Here is a 16,395-nt window from a genome sequence, read left to right on the forward strand (position 1 = left end):
AATCGAATGAAAAAAAATGTTTTATTATTATTTGCAATAGCTTTGAGTTTTTTTGCTTGTAAAGATGTAGATGAAGAAGAGGTTGTAAACCCAAACCGAAATGTTACTTTTAATTTTACTCAAAACTGGGAAGGTGAAGAAATCACTAACCCTGACTACCAAACGACTGAATATACAAATGCGAATGATGAGGTATTAACCATCTCAAAGTTACGCTATTTGATTTCAGATGTCACATTTACCGATGAAGAAGGCGACAGTACCGTTATTAAAGGCTATAACCTAGTTAATGCCAGAGAAGGCACAAACCTACAATACAAACCCTCTAAAAAAATACCCGAAGGAACTTACGACCTAAGCTTTACTTTTGGTTTTGACAAGGAAGACAATATTGACGGCACATATGAAGATTTAACTGCTGCCAGTTGGGGCGTTCCCGAACAACTTGGCGGAGGCTATCACTTTATGCAGATGGAAGGTACATTTATAGACAGTAATGATTCTCAAGCCCCATATCTATATCACACCATACGAGCAGCCGATATGACAGACGAAGGCTTGCTATTAGAAGACACTTCGTTTGAAGTAAGCTTAGGCACTGTAACAGTTAAAGAAGACGCCTCTTTTGAAATTAAGATGGACGTGTCCGAATGGTATAAAAATCCAAATCGATGGGATTTAAATGTTTTGAACACTAATTTAATGATGAACTTCGAAGCGCAGAAAATGATGTCTGAAAATGGTAAAACCGTTTTTAGCCTAGGAGAAGAAACCACTGTAGAAGAATAGTAATTGACTTATTTTAAACACATACAAACATTCTTTTTTGCAGCAGCATGTTGTTTTTTTATCGCTTCATGTGCTAGTGATGAAGGTAGTACCCCCGAAGAGGAAGGCTACGAACCAACTCCTTTGGACTTGAAAGTACCGGTATTGTTTCAACAAACAATATCATCGCCTGTAATTCCTGGAGACAACCCTCAAACCGTTGAGGGGGTTGCTTTAGGTAAAAAATTATTTTTTGATCCCATCCTCTCAGGAGACAATACCTTAGCTTGTGCTGGTTGTCATGCCCCAGAGGAAGCTTTTTCAGATTCAAGACAATTCAGTCCAGGGATTGATGGTATAGAAGGTAGAAGAAATTCCATGCCGTTATTTAATTTGGCTTGGAATTTCAAAGAAAACTTTTTTTGGGACGGCCGTGTTAATTCTTTAGAAAAACAAGCATTAGAGCCCGTTATAGATCCTGTTGAGATGCACAACACGTGGCCAAATGCCATTTCGAATTTACAAGCAACATCAGCGTACCCAGAACTTTTTTCAAAAGCATTTGGCACCTCTACTATAGACTCCACTATGGTTTCAAAAGCCATTGCACAGTTTGTACGTACACTTATTTCGGGCAATTCAAGATACGATCAATTTTTACGTGGTGAAATAGAACTAACGGAAGCTGAACAGAATGGTTTGGATATCTATATTGATGAAGAACGAGGCGATTGTTTTCACTGCCACGGCACACCCCCCAACGACCTGCTTTGGACAGACAATGATTTTCATAATAATGGCTTAGACGAAATCTTTGACGATCTTGGTCGTGGTGCTGCCACAGGTGATCCAAGAGAGTTTGGTCTCTTTAAAACCCCTTCCTTGCGTAATTTGGCCTATACAGCTCCATATATGCACGATGGCCGTTTTGAGACCCTAGAAGAAGTAATAGATCATTATAGCGAGGGCTTAGTCTATTCTGAAACCATAGACCCACTTATGAAAGCCGTGGGCGAAGGTGGTGTTCAGCTTACCGAACAAGACAAACAAGACCTTAAAGCTTTTTTACTTTCTTTATCTGATGAAAGTTTTATAAATAACCCAGACTTTCAGGAACCTTAGTTTTTTTCTTTAAAAAATCAATATTTCTCTTTCAATTTTAAGTCTTTACACGCCAATTTGTTAATTATTATTTAAAACTATCGCGTCATAAGTTTAAATCGATAGCTAACTATGGCTACCATCCGTATTTACCGTATATTTGCAGTCTAATAAGAACAAATTTATCTTATGATAAAAGTTAGTGAAAATGCAAAATCAAAACTAGAACAATTGATGTCTGAAGAAGGCTTCAATATAATAAACGATTTTGTAAGAGTAGGTGTAAAAAGCGGAGGTTGCTCTGGTTTGTCCTACGATCTTAAGTTTGACGACAAAATTGGAGAAAACGATAAGCTTTTTGAAGATGAATCGGTAAAAATTGCTATCGATAAAAAAAGTTTTCTCTATCTAGTAGGAACCACGTTGGAATACAGCGGTGGATTAAACGGTAAAGGGTTTGTGTTCAACAATCCCAATGCAAACCGCACCTGTGGTTGTGGCGAAAGTTTTTCGCTTTAATTAATTTGAATAAAAATCTTGCTTTGCTTTATATCTGAAATAGATCTAGTAAAGAAGAAAAAAAATAAAAGCTACAATGGCTAAGTTTACTGAAGACGATTTAAAGAAAGAACTCGAAACAAAAGAGTACGAATACGGATTTTATACCGATATAGAATCTGACACGTTCCCTGTTGGCTTAAACGAGGACATTGTTCGTGCTATTTCAAAAAAGAAGGAAGAGCCCGAATGGATGACCGAATGGCGTTTAGAATCATTTCGTTATTGGAAAGAAATGATTGAACCTGAATGGGCAAACGTTCATTACAACAAACCAGATTTTCAAAACATATCATATTATTCAGCTCCTAACAAAAAGCCGAAATATGACAGTATTGACGAAGTAGACCCAGAATTATTGGAAACCTTCAATAAGCTAGGTATTTCACTAGATGAGCAAAAAAAATTAGCAGGTGTTGCCGTAGATATTGTAATGGACTCCGTTTCAGTAACTACAACTTTTAAAGATACTTTAGCAAAGAAGGGGATTATTTTCTGTTCTATTTCCGAAGCGATTAAAGAGCATCCAGAATTAGTAAAAAAGTACCTTGGTTCAGTAGTACCACAAAAAGACAACTTTTATGCGGCCTTAAATAGCGCGGTATTTAGTGATGGTTCATTCTGTTACATCCCAAAAGGCGTTCGATGCCCAATGGAACTTTCAACCTATTTCCGAATTAACCAAGCAGGAACAGGGCAATTTGAACGCACATTGGTTGTCGCCGATGAAGACAGTTACGTGAGTTATCTAGAAGGTTGTACTGCCCCGATGCGTGATGAAAATCAATTACACGCCGCTGTTGTGGAATTGGTAGCGTTAGATGGTGCTGAAATTAAATATTCTACAGTCCAAAACTGGTTTCCAGGAAGTAAAGATGGAAAGGGCGGAGTATTCAACTTTGTGACAAAAAGAGGGATTTGCGAGAAGAACGCAAAAATTTCGTGGACACAAGTAGAAACCGGAAGCGCCGTAACTTGGAAATATCCTAGTTGTATATTAAAAGGCGATAACTCTATTGGAGAGTTTTATTCCATTGCTGTTACGAACAACTTTCAGCAGGCCGATACGGGTACCAAAATGATTCATTTGGGTAAAAACACCAAGAGTACCATCATTTCTAAAGGAATTTCGGCTGGAAAATCGCAAAACAGTTATCGTGGATTAGTACAGATAAATAGCCGAGCCGAGAATGCCCGTAATTTTTCACAATGTGATTCGCTGCTAATGGGTAATGAATGTGGTGCGCATACCTTCCCTTACATTGAAGCTAAAAATAAAACGGCCCAAGTAGAGCACGAGGCTACAACAAGTAAAATTGGAGAGGATCAAATTTTTTACTGTAATCAGCGTGGTATTGACACTGAAAAAGCTATTGCATTAATTGTAAACGGTTTCAGTAAAGAAGTGTTAAATAAACTGCCTATGGAATTTGCCGTTGAAGCGCAAAAACTATTAGAAATTTCACTAGAAGGATCTGTAGGTTAATTTTTATGAAAAAATAAAAAAACCAAAATATAGTGCCATGAAAAAAATATTTTTGCTGCTATTACTTTCAGCCACAGTGATTGCTTGTAACAATACTAAAAAAGAAACTGAAAAACAGTCTGAAGAAAAAGTAGCTTCAACAGCCGACGAGAGTCTAAAGACTTACAGGGGCGAATTTATTTATACAGATGAAGCCGCAGTTTTAAAAGGGAATAACTTTATTTATGGCGTTACCATAGATGAAAAAAGCCAAGAACTAGCTGATAAGGTTTCTGAAATAAAAAAAGACGCTTATGATATGGTTCCGGTAATTGTTACCGGTGAGGTAAAACCCAATCCAAAGGCCGAAACCGAAGAAGTTTGGGAAGAAGTGATTACCATTAAAGATATTTTACATGTTAGCGAGAAACCCGCTAAAAACGATATAAAATTAGAAGAAAAGAAAAGTTAATTATGCTACATATAAAAAACCTGCACGCAGGTATTGAAGGAAAAGATATTTTAAAAGGCATTGACTTAGAGGTTAATGCTGGGGAAGTTCATGCTATTATGGGACCAAATGGTTCTGGTAAAAGTACATTGGCTTCGGTAATTGCAGGAAAAGAAGAGTTTGAGCTTCAACAAGGAGAAATTGTCTTTGAAGGCGCTGAGATATCTGAACTGGATCCCGAAGAACGCGCACATAAAGGCTTGTTCTTGTCTTTTCAATATCCTATTGAAATTCCTGGGGTTACGGTAACCAACTTTATAAAAACGGCTATCAACGAAACTCGTAAGGCCAAAGGCTTGAAGGATATGCCAGCTAGCGAAATGCTTAAAAAAATCAAGGAAAAGGCGGATATGCTCGAGATAGACCGAAAGTTTTTATCTCGTTCCTTAAACGAAGGATTTTCGGGTGGTGAGAAAAAACGAAACGAGATTTTTCAATTAGCTATGATGGAACCAAAATTGGCCATCTTAGACGAAACAGATTCTGGCTTGGACATTGATGCCCTAAAAGTTGTGGCCGACGGAGTTAACAAACTAAAGAGTAAGGACAATGCCGTTATCGTAATTACGCACTATCAACGTTTGCTAAACCATATAGTTCCGGATTATGTACACGTACTAATGGGTGGGAAAATAGTAAAATCTGGCGGCAAAGAATTAGCTTATGAGCTTGAAGAAAGAGGCTACGACTGGATTAAAGAAGAATTGGTTTAAACAAGCCTATTCCCTCATTGAGGGCCGATAAGCATGTTTTCCATAAATCTTAAACAAAGATAAAAATGAGTTTAAAAGATAAATTAGTTTCATCATACATCGCTTTTGAAGATCACTTGGAGCCCGACTCTCCTATACACGACCTTCGCAATAAAGCCATGAAAGTTTTTGAAGAACAAGGTTTCCCTTCCAAAAAGGAAGAAGCTTGGAAATACACTTCTTTAAAATCAGTTGAAAAAACCGATTACAGTATTTTTCCAAAGCAACAGGAAAAGCACATTGAGTTTAAGGATGTCAAAAAATACTTCCTACACGACATCGATACCTATAAAATCGTTTTTATAGACGGTGTTTACAGTTCATTTTTATCCGAAACTACACACGATTCTATCGATGTTTGCCTGCTATCTTCTGCTTTGAACAAATCGAAATACCAACCGGTAATCGAAACGTATTTCAATAAAGTGGCTGAGAAAGATAGTCTTACCTCTTTAAATACCGCTTTTGCTAAAGAAGGCGCGTATATTCACATTCCAAAGAACAAAGAAGTTGAAAAACCTATTGAAATTATCAACTTCTCAACTGGAAATGAAGCGGCAGCTATGTTGCAGCCTCGTAATTTAGTAGTAGTTGGTGAAAATGCACACGTTCAGATTATTGAGCGACATCAAAGTCTTTCAGAAAATGCTGTGTTCACAAATAGCGTTACTGAAATATTCGCAGAAAAGCGCGCGTATGTAGATTATTATAAAATCCAAACTGACAACCCTACAGCTTCTTTAATTGACAACACATACGTTTCGCAACAACGAGAAAGCAACTGCCGAGTACACACCTTTTCATTTGGTGGAAAATTAACTCGTAATAACCTTCATTTTTATCAATTTGGAGAGCGTTGCGATTCTACACTTAATGGTATTACTATTATTGAGGATAAACAACACGTAGATCACAATACCTTGGTGCACCACACAGCACCAAACTGTGAAAGTCACCAAGATTATAAGGGTATTTATGCAGATAAATCAACTGGGGTTTTTAACGGTAAAGTATTGGTTGATAAAGTAGCTCAAAAGATTGATGCATTTCAAAAAAACAACAACATTTTAGTGGACGATGGTGCTACTATTAACTCTAAACCACAATTAGAAATTTTTGCAGACGATGTAAAATGTACGCACGGTTGTACCATTGGTCAATTAGATGAAGACGCATTATTCTATATGCGTTCTCGTGGTATTGCTAAAAAAGAAGCTCGTGCATTATTAATGTATGCTTTTGCAAATAGTGTACTTGAAAGTGTGAAAATTCCCGAATTGAAACAACGTATCAATAAACTAATTGCCAAGAAAATTGGCGTTAGTCTGGGTTTTCAATTGTAATCACCCCTTAAATAAAATTTTCCATGGCCTTTAACGTTCAGGAAATTAGAAAAGACTTTCCCATTCTTCAACGTGAAGTAAATGGCAAACCCCTTGTATATTTGGATAATGCAGCTACTGCTCAAAAACCACAAGCGGTGATTGACTGTATTGTAGATTATTATTCAAACTACAATGCAAACATCCATCGTGGTGTTCATACGTTGTCTCAAGAAGCAACCGACGCGTATGAAGGTGCTCGGAAAAAAATTCAAGAGCATTTCAACATACAGCATTCGCACGAAGTTATTCTAACCGCGGGTACCACTCATGGCATTAATATGATAGCGAATGGCTTTAATGAATTTCTAAAAAAAGGCGATGAGATTATCGTTTCTGCTTTAGAACATCATTCTAATATCGTTCCTTGGCAAATGCTTTGTGAACGTACGGGAGCTGAATTAAAAGTAATTCCTATTGATGAAAAGGGCGTTTTAGTTCTTTCAGAATATGAAAAATTGCTTTCAGAAAATACAAAGTTGGTTTTTGTGAATCATATTTCAAATGCATTGGGAACTATTAATCCTATTGCTGAAATTATAAAAAAAGCACACGAAAAAGACGCAGCAGTCTTGGTGGATGGAGCACAAGCCTGTTCGCACATTAAACCTGATTTACAAGCCTTAGATGTTGACTTCTATGTAACATCTGCCCACAAAATGTGCGGCCCCACAGGGACAGGAATGCTCTATGGAAAAGAAGACTGGCTCAACAAGCTACCTCCGTATCAAGGTGGTGGCGAGATGATTGCCGAAGTAACGTTCGAAAAAACGACGTATGCCGGACTTCCGCATAAATTTGAAGCTGGCACGCCTAATATTGCAGGAGGTATTGCTTTTGGCGCTGCAATTGATTATCTTAACAGTATCGGTTTTGATGAAATTGAAGCGTACGAACATGAATTATTAACCTATGCCACCGAGCAATTAACATTAATTGAAGGATTAAAAATCTACGGAACAGGAGTGGATAAAACATCAGTAATATCGTTTAATATTGAAGGTATTCACCCGTATGATATTGGTACTATTGTTGATAAATTAGGTATAGCAGTTCGAACCGGACATCATTGCGCACAGCCGATAATGGATTATTATAAAATTCCTGGTACGGTGCGTGCTTCGTTCGCTTTTTACAACACAAAAGAAGAAATTGATGCACTCGTTAAAGCTGTAAAAAAAGCAAAATCAATGTTAACCTAAACTTAATTAAATATGAAATCACTTGCCACGCTTAGCTTATTAGTATTCGCCCTTATTTTTACAAGTTGTGATGAAACCAAAAAAGTAATTGATGTTGCCGGAAATGTACAGTTATCTGGTGATTATACCGTAACTAATGTTGAAGGCACTTCTATGTCTGCAACTAAACCAACCATTACTTTTGCGGCTCTTAGTAGCAGAGTTTCTGGAAATGCTGGGTGTAACAATTACTTTGGTGATTACACAATTACCAACAATACGTTGACTTTGGGTGAACTGGCTGCCACAAAAAAAATGTGCGGAGAAGATGTAATGCAAGTTGAAGACAAGTTTTTAGAAACTATAAATAAAGTTGGTGGATACCGTATTCAAGATAACGTGTTAACTTTATATGCAAAAAGCGACCAAAGTGTCCTGATAACCGCAACAAAAGACAAAGAAGAAAATTAATGACCATACAAGAGATACAAAACGATTTAATTGACGAGTTTTCCATGTTCGATGATTGGATGGAACGCTATGAATATATGATAGAGTTGGGAAAATCGTTACCATTGATTGATGAGGAACTTAAAACGGAAGATAAACTAATTAAAGGTTGTCAGTCTCGTGTTTGGCTAAATGCCGAAGTAAAAGATGACAAAGTAGTCTTCACTGCAGATAGTGATGCCATTATCACAAAAGGCATTATTGCTATATTAATCCGAGCTTTTTCAAATCAAAAGCCAGAGGATATCATTGAAGCAGACACACAGTTTATTGACGAGATTGGCTTAAAAGAACATTTATCTCCTACACGTGCAAATGGTTTGGTTTCTATGGTAAAACAATTAAAATTGTATGCCGTAGCATATCAAGCACAACTAAAAAATTAAAATTATGAGCGCTGAAACTATAAATACAACCGAATTGGGCGATAAAATCGTAAAAGTGATTAAAACCATTTACGATCCTGAAATCCCTGTAGACGTATACGAGCTTGGACTTATTTACGATGTTTTCGTAAATGAAGATCACGAAGTAAAAATATTGATGACGTTAACTACTCCTAACTGCCCCGTAGCAGAATCTTTACCTCAAGAAGTTGAAGACAAAGTGAAATCTATAAAAATGGTTAAAGACGCCGAAGTGGAAATCACCTTCGACCCACCGTGGAGCCAAGAATTAATGAGCGAAGAAGCGAAGTTGGAATTAGGAATGCTTTAATTTCAGTTGGCGGTACGCAACAAATCGGTGGTTTCGATACTATTCTCTAAACCCTTTGGGTTGTAGAAAATCACTCAACCACCTTAGATTTAGAATGAATTAAGGTGGTTGAGTGATTTTTATGTTTTGCTTCGCAAAACATAAAAATTGTACCAAAACCCCCGATTAAAAAGAAACAGTTTATGGAAGAACAAATTATAAACCGCGTAGCGAACAGCAAGCTTATCACCTTTAATCTGGAAGACTTTTACCCAGAAGGGAAACGTGTTTCCATTGATATTTCGCAATGGTTACTGGAAGGTATTGTATTGCGCGAAAAAGATTTTCGTAGCGATGTAAAAGAATACGACTGGTCGCAATATGAAGCTTGTTTTGTAAATCTATATTGTTCTACCGATGCTATCATCCCCGGTTGGGCATATATGTTTCTTTCACTTCAATTAGCGCCGTATGCTAAAAAAACGGTAGTCGGTACTTCAGAAACACTTGAAAGTATTTTGTTTGCTGAAATTTTACACACATTAGATGTTTTAGAATATGAAGATAAACCAGTCATCATTAAAGGCTGTGCCAATAAGCCCATTCCTGAGAATGCTTATGTACTTCTTGCACAAAGACTTCAAGAAGTTGCCAAAAGTGTAATGTATGGAGAAGCATGTTCTTCTGTCCCCTTATTTAAGCGAAAAAAGTAGCATACACCTACTTTAACTTTCACTATACCTAAATTTTTGTTTTTCAGAATTCATCTACTTTTTAAATTGGATAGATGCCTTATATTTGCAAAAAAAATAAACGTAACAATTATGAAAAAAGTTTTAATTCTCCTACTGTTCATTTCCCCATTTATTGCAATGGCACAAGATGAAGAAACTGAAGAACCAAAAGACGGTTGGACCCGATCTGGAAATGTTTCTTTAATTTTTAACCAAGCAGCTTTTAACGACGAATGGACTGGTGGAGGAACATCCAATTATGCAGCAAACCTTAATTTTACTTACGACTTTAACTACCGACAGGGAAAATTAACGTGGGATAACCGGATATTGGCAGATTACGGAATTACAAAAACAAAAGATGATGATTTTTCCAGAAAAACAAATGACCGATTAGAACTAAATTCTATTTTAGGTCGTCAAATACAAGAAAGCAACTGGTATTACTCCTTTTTTGTAAACTTTAAAACCCAATTTGCAAAAGGATACGAATTTGGCGAAGATGCTGATGGTAACGAAATACGTACCGAAACCACACGCTTTATGTCTCCTGGTTATCTCCAGTTTGGACCTGGCATGCTTTGGAAAAAGAGCGATAACTTTAAAGTAAATATAGCTCCTGCAACTGCTCGTCTTATTTTTGTAAACGAAAAATTTACGACTGTTGATCCAGCTCTAGCTGATGAATTTAACGAAGCAGGTGGTTATTTTGGTGTTGACGCAAACGAAACTACTCGTTTTGAGTTTGGCGCCTCGATAAATGCATACTATAAAGTAGATTTAATGGAAAATGTATCTATGGAAAATGTTTTGGGGCTGTACTCTAATTACTTAGAAGATCCTCAAAATGTTGATCTAGATTATACAATGAATCTAGTATTGAAAGTAAACGACTGGATTACGGCCAATGCTACCTTCCAAGCAATTTATGACGATAATGCCGTACAAGCTTTTCAAATACGTGAAACTCTTGGTGTAGGTGTTGGTTATAAATTTTAATAGCTACTGTAAAAAATCATGAAAAAACCGGCAAATAGAATTTGCCGGTTTTTTTATTCTTCTTCATACAGGTACTTCTCTGGATAGAGAAAGTTATTGTAGGGGAAACGTGTAACGTGAATATCCCTTACTTTTTCATACACCAGCTTCCTAAACTCTTCAAAATTATCTTTATTCAATGCTGAAATGAAAATAGCGTTTTCCTCACGGTTCATCCAAGTCTGTTTCCAATCTTTCAAGGTGTTGTGTGCTGTTGTTTTTTCAGTAACCAAATCGTCTTCTTCAATCACTTCAGGGTTGTATTGATCAATTTTATTAAAAACCATAATTACTGGTTTATCTGCACTTTCAATTTCGTCCAATACTTTGTTTACCGAAGCAATATGATCTTCAAAAGAAGGGTGCGAAATATCCACAACGTGTAATAATAGATCTGCTTCCCGAACCTCATCCAACGTACTTTTAAATGATTCTACCAACTGGGTAGGCAGCTTTCTTATAAATCCAACGGTGTCAGTTAATAGAAAAGGAAGATTCCCAATTACTACTTTTCTAACTGTAGTATCAAGCGTTGCAAAAAGTTTATTTTCGGCAAATACTTCACTTTTACTAATGCTGTTCATCAAGGTAGACTTACCAACATTTGTGTAACCCACTAAGGCCACACGAACCAACGAACCACGATTTCCACGTTGCACTTCCATTTGCTTGTCAATCTTCTCCAACTTTTTCTTCAAAAGTGTGATGCGGTCTCTTACAATACGACGGTCGGTTTCAATTTCGGTTTCACCGGGCCCACGCATACCAATACCACCACGTTGACGCTCTAAGTGCGTCCACATACCGGCTAATCGGGGTAGTAAATATTCGTATTGGGCTAATTCCACTTGCGTACGAGCATAGCTAGTTTTAGCTCTTTGTGCGAAGATATCTAGTATTAAATTAGTTCGGTCTATAATTTTGCACCGTAATATTTTCTCAATGTTTTTTTGTTGAGCAGGTGATAATTCGTCATCAAAAATTGCGGTACCAATATCGTTTTCTTCAACAAATTCCCGCACTTGTTCCATTTTACCACTTCCAATAAAAGTTTTAGGATTTGGGGAATCCATTTTTTGGGTAAAACGTTTTGATACTTCACCTCCGGCAGTATAAGCCAAAAACTCTAGTTCATCTAAATATTCTGTAGACTTATCTTCGTCTTGATATTGTGTTATTAAACCAATGAGTATGGTTTTTTCGTATTCTATTTTAGTTTGTTCAATCATATATTTAGTTCTGTAACAAAGATACAAAAGGTTTTGCTTCAGAATTTTGTAATTTAGGTGCTTTTAAGAGTTTTAAAGTCTATAAGAAGTTATAAATAAATAGCCGCACTCAATTTATAGCTTCGGCATTAATTAAAACCTCGTCAAGTTCGTATGTTCCATCAAAATTTTCTTCGTCTTTACCCACATACTTAAATGCAATATGAACACTCCCTTCTATACAAGATAAATCTATGGTGCCAGACTCAATCCAATCTCCAAAAAAGTCACTATCCTCAACAATTAAGGCTTCAGGAATTGGTTTCCAATTGGCTAATGGAATATTTTTAGAATTCCCGTCCCAATCAGTTGCATATAAAACCACCATATAACTTAAATCAGAAAAACTATTCGATGTTTTAAAATTCAAGGTTTCTCCTTCTTGAGCATCAAAATCGATTTCTGGACTGACCAACCAACCAATTGAAAGTTCATCATTACTATTCCTGGCACTAAACCGTGCCGAAATACCCAATGACGCATTGCTGCTATCATCAAAATAAGCTTCCCACAACTCGGCACCCGCTTCGGCGTAATTAGTCCACCCATTTCCGCTAATAGGACTATCTTCAGTTTGAGTTTCAAAGAAATCCTTGAATAATTCTATTTCACCCATTTCGTTAGCTATACCACAAACATCGCAACGGTCACTTCCTTCTAACTTTATAGTAGAAGGATTGTTTACTGTCACAATAAATTCACTTCCATTAAAACTTTTACTCAATATTGCAGCCATAGAACCTTTACCTTGTGGTAAAAGCAATGATTTAAAATCTGCGAATGTGCTTGTACTGAAAACAGTTTTACTTCCTGTTGTACAACTCTCTAAAATACGTTCTCCGTCAAAGCTATCTTCAGGTTCACCGGAAAATGTTTTTCTATTTTCTCCGAAAACTTCGCTACTGTTAAACTGAACGTTTTCCAGTTGAATATATAGGTTTGTTTTTGAGTCATCAAACTCTGTTATGTTAATTGGTAACGCAACAATTTCAGCTAATTCTTCATCTCTAATAAGGAATTCATCAAATTGAGATTCTGCAATGCTTTCAATAGCGTTTCCATCTCTAATTCCCAATGTTAACACACCGCTATCCAAACCTACTGTAAGGCCATCCAATTTAACATGTACTTTTCGGCCAAATTCATAGACTGTAAACAATGGGTTTGAATCTATTAACACCTTTACTCCGGCTTTTGGATTTTCAGGGCTGTCCTGTATTATTAATTCTTCAAAAAAGTTTCCTCCTTCATCGCTTGAAATAACATATCCGGTAACATATGAGTCGGTTTCAGAAAAAGTTAAAAACTCATTTTCATTTGTGTTTAATTCTTGTAAATATAGGTTTCTAAGCTGCTCAACAGTAACATCGCCTTCTAGATCAACAACCGTAGTATCGGTATTTGGCACATTAAAATCGTCGTCCTTAACACAGGAAGTAGCTACTACTGCCAGTAAGAACAGGGTTATCAGTTTATAAAAGTTAAAAGTTTTCATTTTATATAGGTATTTGTTTTATTCGGTTTTAGTTAAAAGCGTACGTAAAAATTTAGGTAATAGGAAGTTCCATATCCAAAGAAATAACGGGGTCCAAAAATAGCGCCGTTTGCTCTAGATTGATCTTCTTGTAAATCTGGATAGGCAGTTTTTCTTCCTTGTTCAAAACCTCCTGTTTTATATTCTTGGTCTAAAATATTGGTGATTACAGCAAAGAAACCTACATAGTAATCGTTTATTTTCCAGGATTTTCCACCTATTGCATTTACCAAAAAGTAATCGCCAAATTCTTCTTGTTTAAGGATATCTTTTGCAACTTCAGGATCGTAATTTGAATAGGGTTGTCCATCAAAATCAGTACTGAAATTGGCAGATCGTGCCAAGTTATTTACATCTATATATGCATTGCTGAAATAATTGGTTGTTGTACCTACCCACCAAAAGTCAGGATCACGATATTCAAACCCTACTTGATATGCTCTTTCAGGCCCTCCAGCAATGTGATAGTTTTTTAAGTTGGTTGTACCGCCACCAAATACCAACGGGCCTTCAAAATCATCACTTGTTAAATACAAGTTAGGATTGTTATTGTAAATGTATTGTCCAACAGACGCCGCTGCTTTTAATTTAATTGTAGGTGTTACTTGGGCCTCAATACCTAATTCGGCTCCTAAGTGTCTTTTTTCGGCACCCTTAATCACTTCCTGTACAAAAGCCCCTTCGTCATAACCAAGACCAGTTAGATTTTCAGTAAAGTAGAAACCTATATCTGTTGCATCTTTAATATTTGCGTAAAATCCAGTCAATCTTGCTTTTACTATAGGCGAACGGAAAATGTAACTAAGGTCGGCAGTTGTAATTTTCTCATCTTCTAAACCAATAACTACATCGTTATTTTGACGTGCATTGCTAAAGGTGTTGCGAATGCTTGGGGCTTTCGTCAAGTAACCGGCATTAAAGTCAACCAAATGACGGCCTGTTACTTTATAAGTTGCCCCTCCTTTTACTTTAAAGTTAGTAAAGCTCACCTTTTCACTTTTCCCTAACGATCTGCTACCTGGGTAATTTCCGTTTTCATACAATCCATTACGTTGGTAATTAGTTGATGAAACTTCGGCACCTGTGTAAAAATCTATTTTGTTGTATTTAAATTGAGTTTGGGCAAAACCTGTAAGCACATCAGCGTTGATATCGTAATTATACTTGTAACGATCGCCTTCTTTTACAATACGATTTCGATTTTGCAAATCACTCTGTGCTATATCGCCTACACTTATTTGTTGGTTTTGGGCATCTTCGCCAGCAAAGAAATCTACATCTAAATAACCTGTACCTCCCAATAAGTCTTTTAGTTCAGCAAAATTTTCACTTTTTAAATTACGATAGTTCGCACTAGCAGTAAAAAGTATATTTTCTGCAAAACTGGTATTTAAAATGGTGTTTGCAGTAAGTTGTGTATCGTCAACTCTATCTTCTTGTATAGCATAAATAGCATTTCCTCCATTTGTTCTTACAATGGAATTAGCTCTATACAATGACTCCCAATCTAATTGACCGTCATTTATAAACTCTTGTTCGGCCAAATATGCATTTCGGTAATCAGCTGTTGTTGGGTCGTCGTCCTGTAAAAAATAACTAGGTAAACGTTGATAATAATTACCCAAAGGGTTTCGGGCACCCCCAATATAGGCTTCTTCTCCGTCAATGTTTATCAATCTAGTACCTCCATTGTCTATGCGGGTATTTCCCATTTTTCCAAATTGGTAGCCAAGATTGGTATTAAGTGTTGTTTTATCTGAAATATCCCAGTAATGGTTCAACATAATGACCGGTTCTTCAATCTCCCGAATGCGGCTATTGCGTTTACCCCCATCTTGATAGCCCCAGTTTGGGTTGTACCTTCTATCTTTTAGGTCTTTCATCTCTTGAGTAATAGCCGTAGATTTCCCTCTTCTATTTGGTGTATAAAAAGCCGAAAAATTTAAACTATGATCATCGCTCAATTGTTTTTCTACTGAAGCAAATATGGAGTTAGCATCATATAAAGTACCATCTATATATCCTTCGTTACCAAAACGTCTAGAAACCAATACTGAGTATGCCCAACCATTGTTTAATAGACCACTATTATACGACCCCATAACACGACCACTATAACTGCGGTTTGCCATAGCATATGAAATACGCCCTCCTTCCCTGTATTGAGATGCACGCATAACAATATTAGTAGTCCCAGCAATGCCCCCGAATGTATAATCATTAGGACTCAAGCCCATTGAAAACTCTCGGTTTCGTTGCGCATCGTTCAACCCGCCCCAATTGCTCCATTGTGGGCGGCCGTTGTATTGTTTGTTCATTTCAATACCGTTGATCAATACTTTCCCGTTTTCATTGTCTAGTCCTCTTGGACGGAAAAAAGTAGCACTGAAATCGAAAGCGGCAGCATTAAGAAATACATCCCTTGATGCTTGCAAAAGCCCTGAAATATTAAAAGAGGTTCCATCATCTTGGTCCAACTCATTATTTGAAAGACTAATAACACCTATCTGAGCTTCTACTTCAGTTAGGTCAACCTCTAATAAAATAGGGTCAAGGTTAATAGTTTCTCCATTTTGAATAATAATTGGAATACGTTGGCTTATGTAACTTGGGGTAGCAACTAAAAGTACTTGCTCCCCTTGTGGCAAGTCACTTGCTTTAATACTGAAAGTTCCTTCAGCAGAGGTTTCAGCACTAAAATTACTGGACTGAATATGTACCTCAACACCGGTTATGGGCTCACTGGAATCTGTATCAACAATTCTCCCCATTACAACTGTATCTTGGGCTTGAAACTGAAAGAAACTCAATAACCCAATCCACAGCACAAATAGATACTGTTTCATATTAAAAAATAGTTGCTTGTTGCTAAAAAAGGAGAGTCTTATTAAAAGTAA

The 16,395-nt window shown here is 36.7% G+C and carries 16 protein-coding genes; 13 read left to right on the top strand and 3 right to left on the bottom strand.

Annotation, left to right across the window (positions count from 1 at the left end; genetic code table 11):
• Nucleotides 1-6: 6 nt before the first annotated feature.
• The 13 genes from DZ858_RS02775 to DZ858_RS02835 all read left to right on the top strand — a co-directional run bounded on the left by DZ858_RS02775 (nucleotide 7) and on the right by DZ858_RS02835 (nucleotide 10,657).
• Nucleotides 7-789 carry an MbnP family protein gene (locus DZ858_RS02775; RefSeq protein WP_117158018.1) on the top strand — a complete coding sequence of 261 codons (783 nt, stop codon included), beginning with the start codon at nucleotides 7-9 and terminating at the stop codon, nucleotides 787-789.
• 3 nt (nucleotides 790-792) lie between these two features.
• Nucleotides 793-1,890, top strand: coding sequence for a cytochrome-c peroxidase (locus DZ858_RS02780; RefSeq protein WP_394340443.1), 1,098 nt, complete (start codon nucleotides 793-795; stop codon nucleotides 1,888-1,890).
• 168 nt (nucleotides 1,891-2,058) lie between these two features.
• Nucleotides 2,059-2,388 carry a HesB/IscA family protein gene (locus tag DZ858_RS02785; protein WP_117158019.1) on the top strand — a complete coding sequence of 110 codons (330 nt, stop codon included), beginning with the start codon at nucleotides 2,059-2,061 and terminating at the stop codon, nucleotides 2,386-2,388.
• A gap of 76 nt (nucleotides 2,389-2,464) precedes the next feature.
• Complete coding sequence (gene sufB / locus DZ858_RS02790) at nucleotides 2,465-3,913, top strand: Fe-S cluster assembly protein SufB (protein WP_117158020.1); 1,449 nt, start codon at nucleotides 2,465-2,467, stop codon at nucleotides 3,911-3,913.
• A gap of 37 nt (nucleotides 3,914-3,950) precedes the next feature.
• Nucleotides 3,951-4,364, top strand: a complete 414-nt coding sequence (locus tag DZ858_RS02795) for a hypothetical protein (protein ID WP_117158021.1) — start codon at nucleotides 3,951-3,953, stop codon at nucleotides 4,362-4,364.
• Between the two features lie 2 nt (nucleotides 4,365-4,366).
• Nucleotides 4,367-5,116 carry a Fe-S cluster assembly ATPase SufC gene (gene sufC / locus DZ858_RS02800; RefSeq protein WP_117158022.1) on the top strand — a complete coding sequence of 250 codons (750 nt, stop codon included), beginning with the start codon at nucleotides 4,367-4,369 and terminating at the stop codon, nucleotides 5,114-5,116.
• 65 nt (nucleotides 5,117-5,181) lie between these two features.
• Complete coding sequence (gene sufD / locus DZ858_RS02805; RefSeq protein WP_117158023.1) at nucleotides 5,182-6,498, top strand: Fe-S cluster assembly protein SufD; 1,317 nt, start codon at nucleotides 5,182-5,184, stop codon at nucleotides 6,496-6,498.
• Nucleotides 6,499-6,521: 23 nt separating this feature from the next.
• Nucleotides 6,522-7,739 (top strand): aminotransferase class V-fold PLP-dependent enzyme, encoded by a 1,218-nt coding sequence (locus tag DZ858_RS02810; RefSeq protein ID WP_117158024.1) that lies wholly within the window; start codon nucleotides 6,522-6,524, stop codon nucleotides 7,737-7,739.
• A gap of 12 nt (nucleotides 7,740-7,751) precedes the next feature.
• Nucleotides 7,752-8,189: an META domain-containing protein gene (locus DZ858_RS02815; protein ID WP_117158025.1), complete on the top strand. Its 438-nt coding sequence runs from the start codon at nucleotides 7,752-7,754 to the stop codon at nucleotides 8,187-8,189.
• Entirely contained in the window at nucleotides 8,189-8,614 is a 426-nt protein-coding gene (locus tag DZ858_RS02820; protein WP_117158026.1) for a SufE family protein, read from the top strand. Before DZ858_RS02815 ends, DZ858_RS02820 begins: the two co-directional genes overlap by 1 nt.
• A 4-nt stretch (nucleotides 8,615-8,618) precedes the next feature.
• Nucleotides 8,619-8,945 (top strand): SUF system Fe-S cluster assembly protein, encoded by a 327-nt coding sequence (locus tag DZ858_RS02825; protein ID WP_117158027.1) that lies wholly within the window; start codon nucleotides 8,619-8,621, stop codon nucleotides 8,943-8,945.
• Nucleotides 8,946-9,127: 182 nt separating this feature from the next.
• Nucleotides 9,128-9,637, top strand: coding sequence for a DUF2480 family protein (locus DZ858_RS02830; RefSeq protein WP_117158028.1), 510 nt, complete (start codon nucleotides 9,128-9,130; stop codon nucleotides 9,635-9,637).
• Between the two features lie 111 nt (nucleotides 9,638-9,748).
• A complete protein-coding gene (locus tag DZ858_RS02835) occupies nucleotides 9,749-10,657 on the top strand; it encodes a DUF3078 domain-containing protein (protein WP_117158029.1) in 909 nt (302 codons plus the stop codon).
• 53 nt (nucleotides 10,658-10,710) lie between these two features.
• On the opposite strand, the gene hflX is transcribed toward DZ858_RS02835, so the two are convergent.
• The 3 genes from hflX to DZ858_RS02850 all read right to left on the bottom strand — a co-directional run bounded on the left by hflX (nucleotide 10,711) and on the right by DZ858_RS02850 (nucleotide 16,344).
• Nucleotides 10,711-11,925 (bottom strand): GTPase HflX, encoded by a 1,215-nt coding sequence (gene hflX / locus DZ858_RS02840; protein WP_117158030.1) that lies wholly within the window; start codon nucleotides 11,923-11,925, stop codon nucleotides 10,711-10,713.
• A gap of 109 nt (nucleotides 11,926-12,034) precedes the next feature.
• A complete protein-coding gene (locus DZ858_RS02845; protein ID WP_117158031.1) occupies nucleotides 12,035-13,459 on the bottom strand; it encodes a DUF5689 domain-containing protein in 1,425 nt (474 codons plus the stop codon).
• Between the two features lie 32 nt (nucleotides 13,460-13,491).
• On the bottom strand, nucleotides 13,492-16,344 hold the full coding sequence (locus DZ858_RS02850) for a carboxypeptidase-like regulatory domain-containing protein (RefSeq protein ID WP_117158032.1): 2,853 nt from the start codon (nucleotides 16,342-16,344) through the stop codon (nucleotides 13,492-13,494).
• Nucleotides 16,345-16,395: the final 51 nt, after the last annotated feature.

It is taken from the genome of Marixanthomonas ophiurae (genome assembly GCF_003413745.1).
GTDB classification, from domain to species: Bacteria; Bacteroidota; Bacteroidia; order Flavobacteriales; family Flavobacteriaceae; genus Marixanthomonas; species Marixanthomonas ophiurae.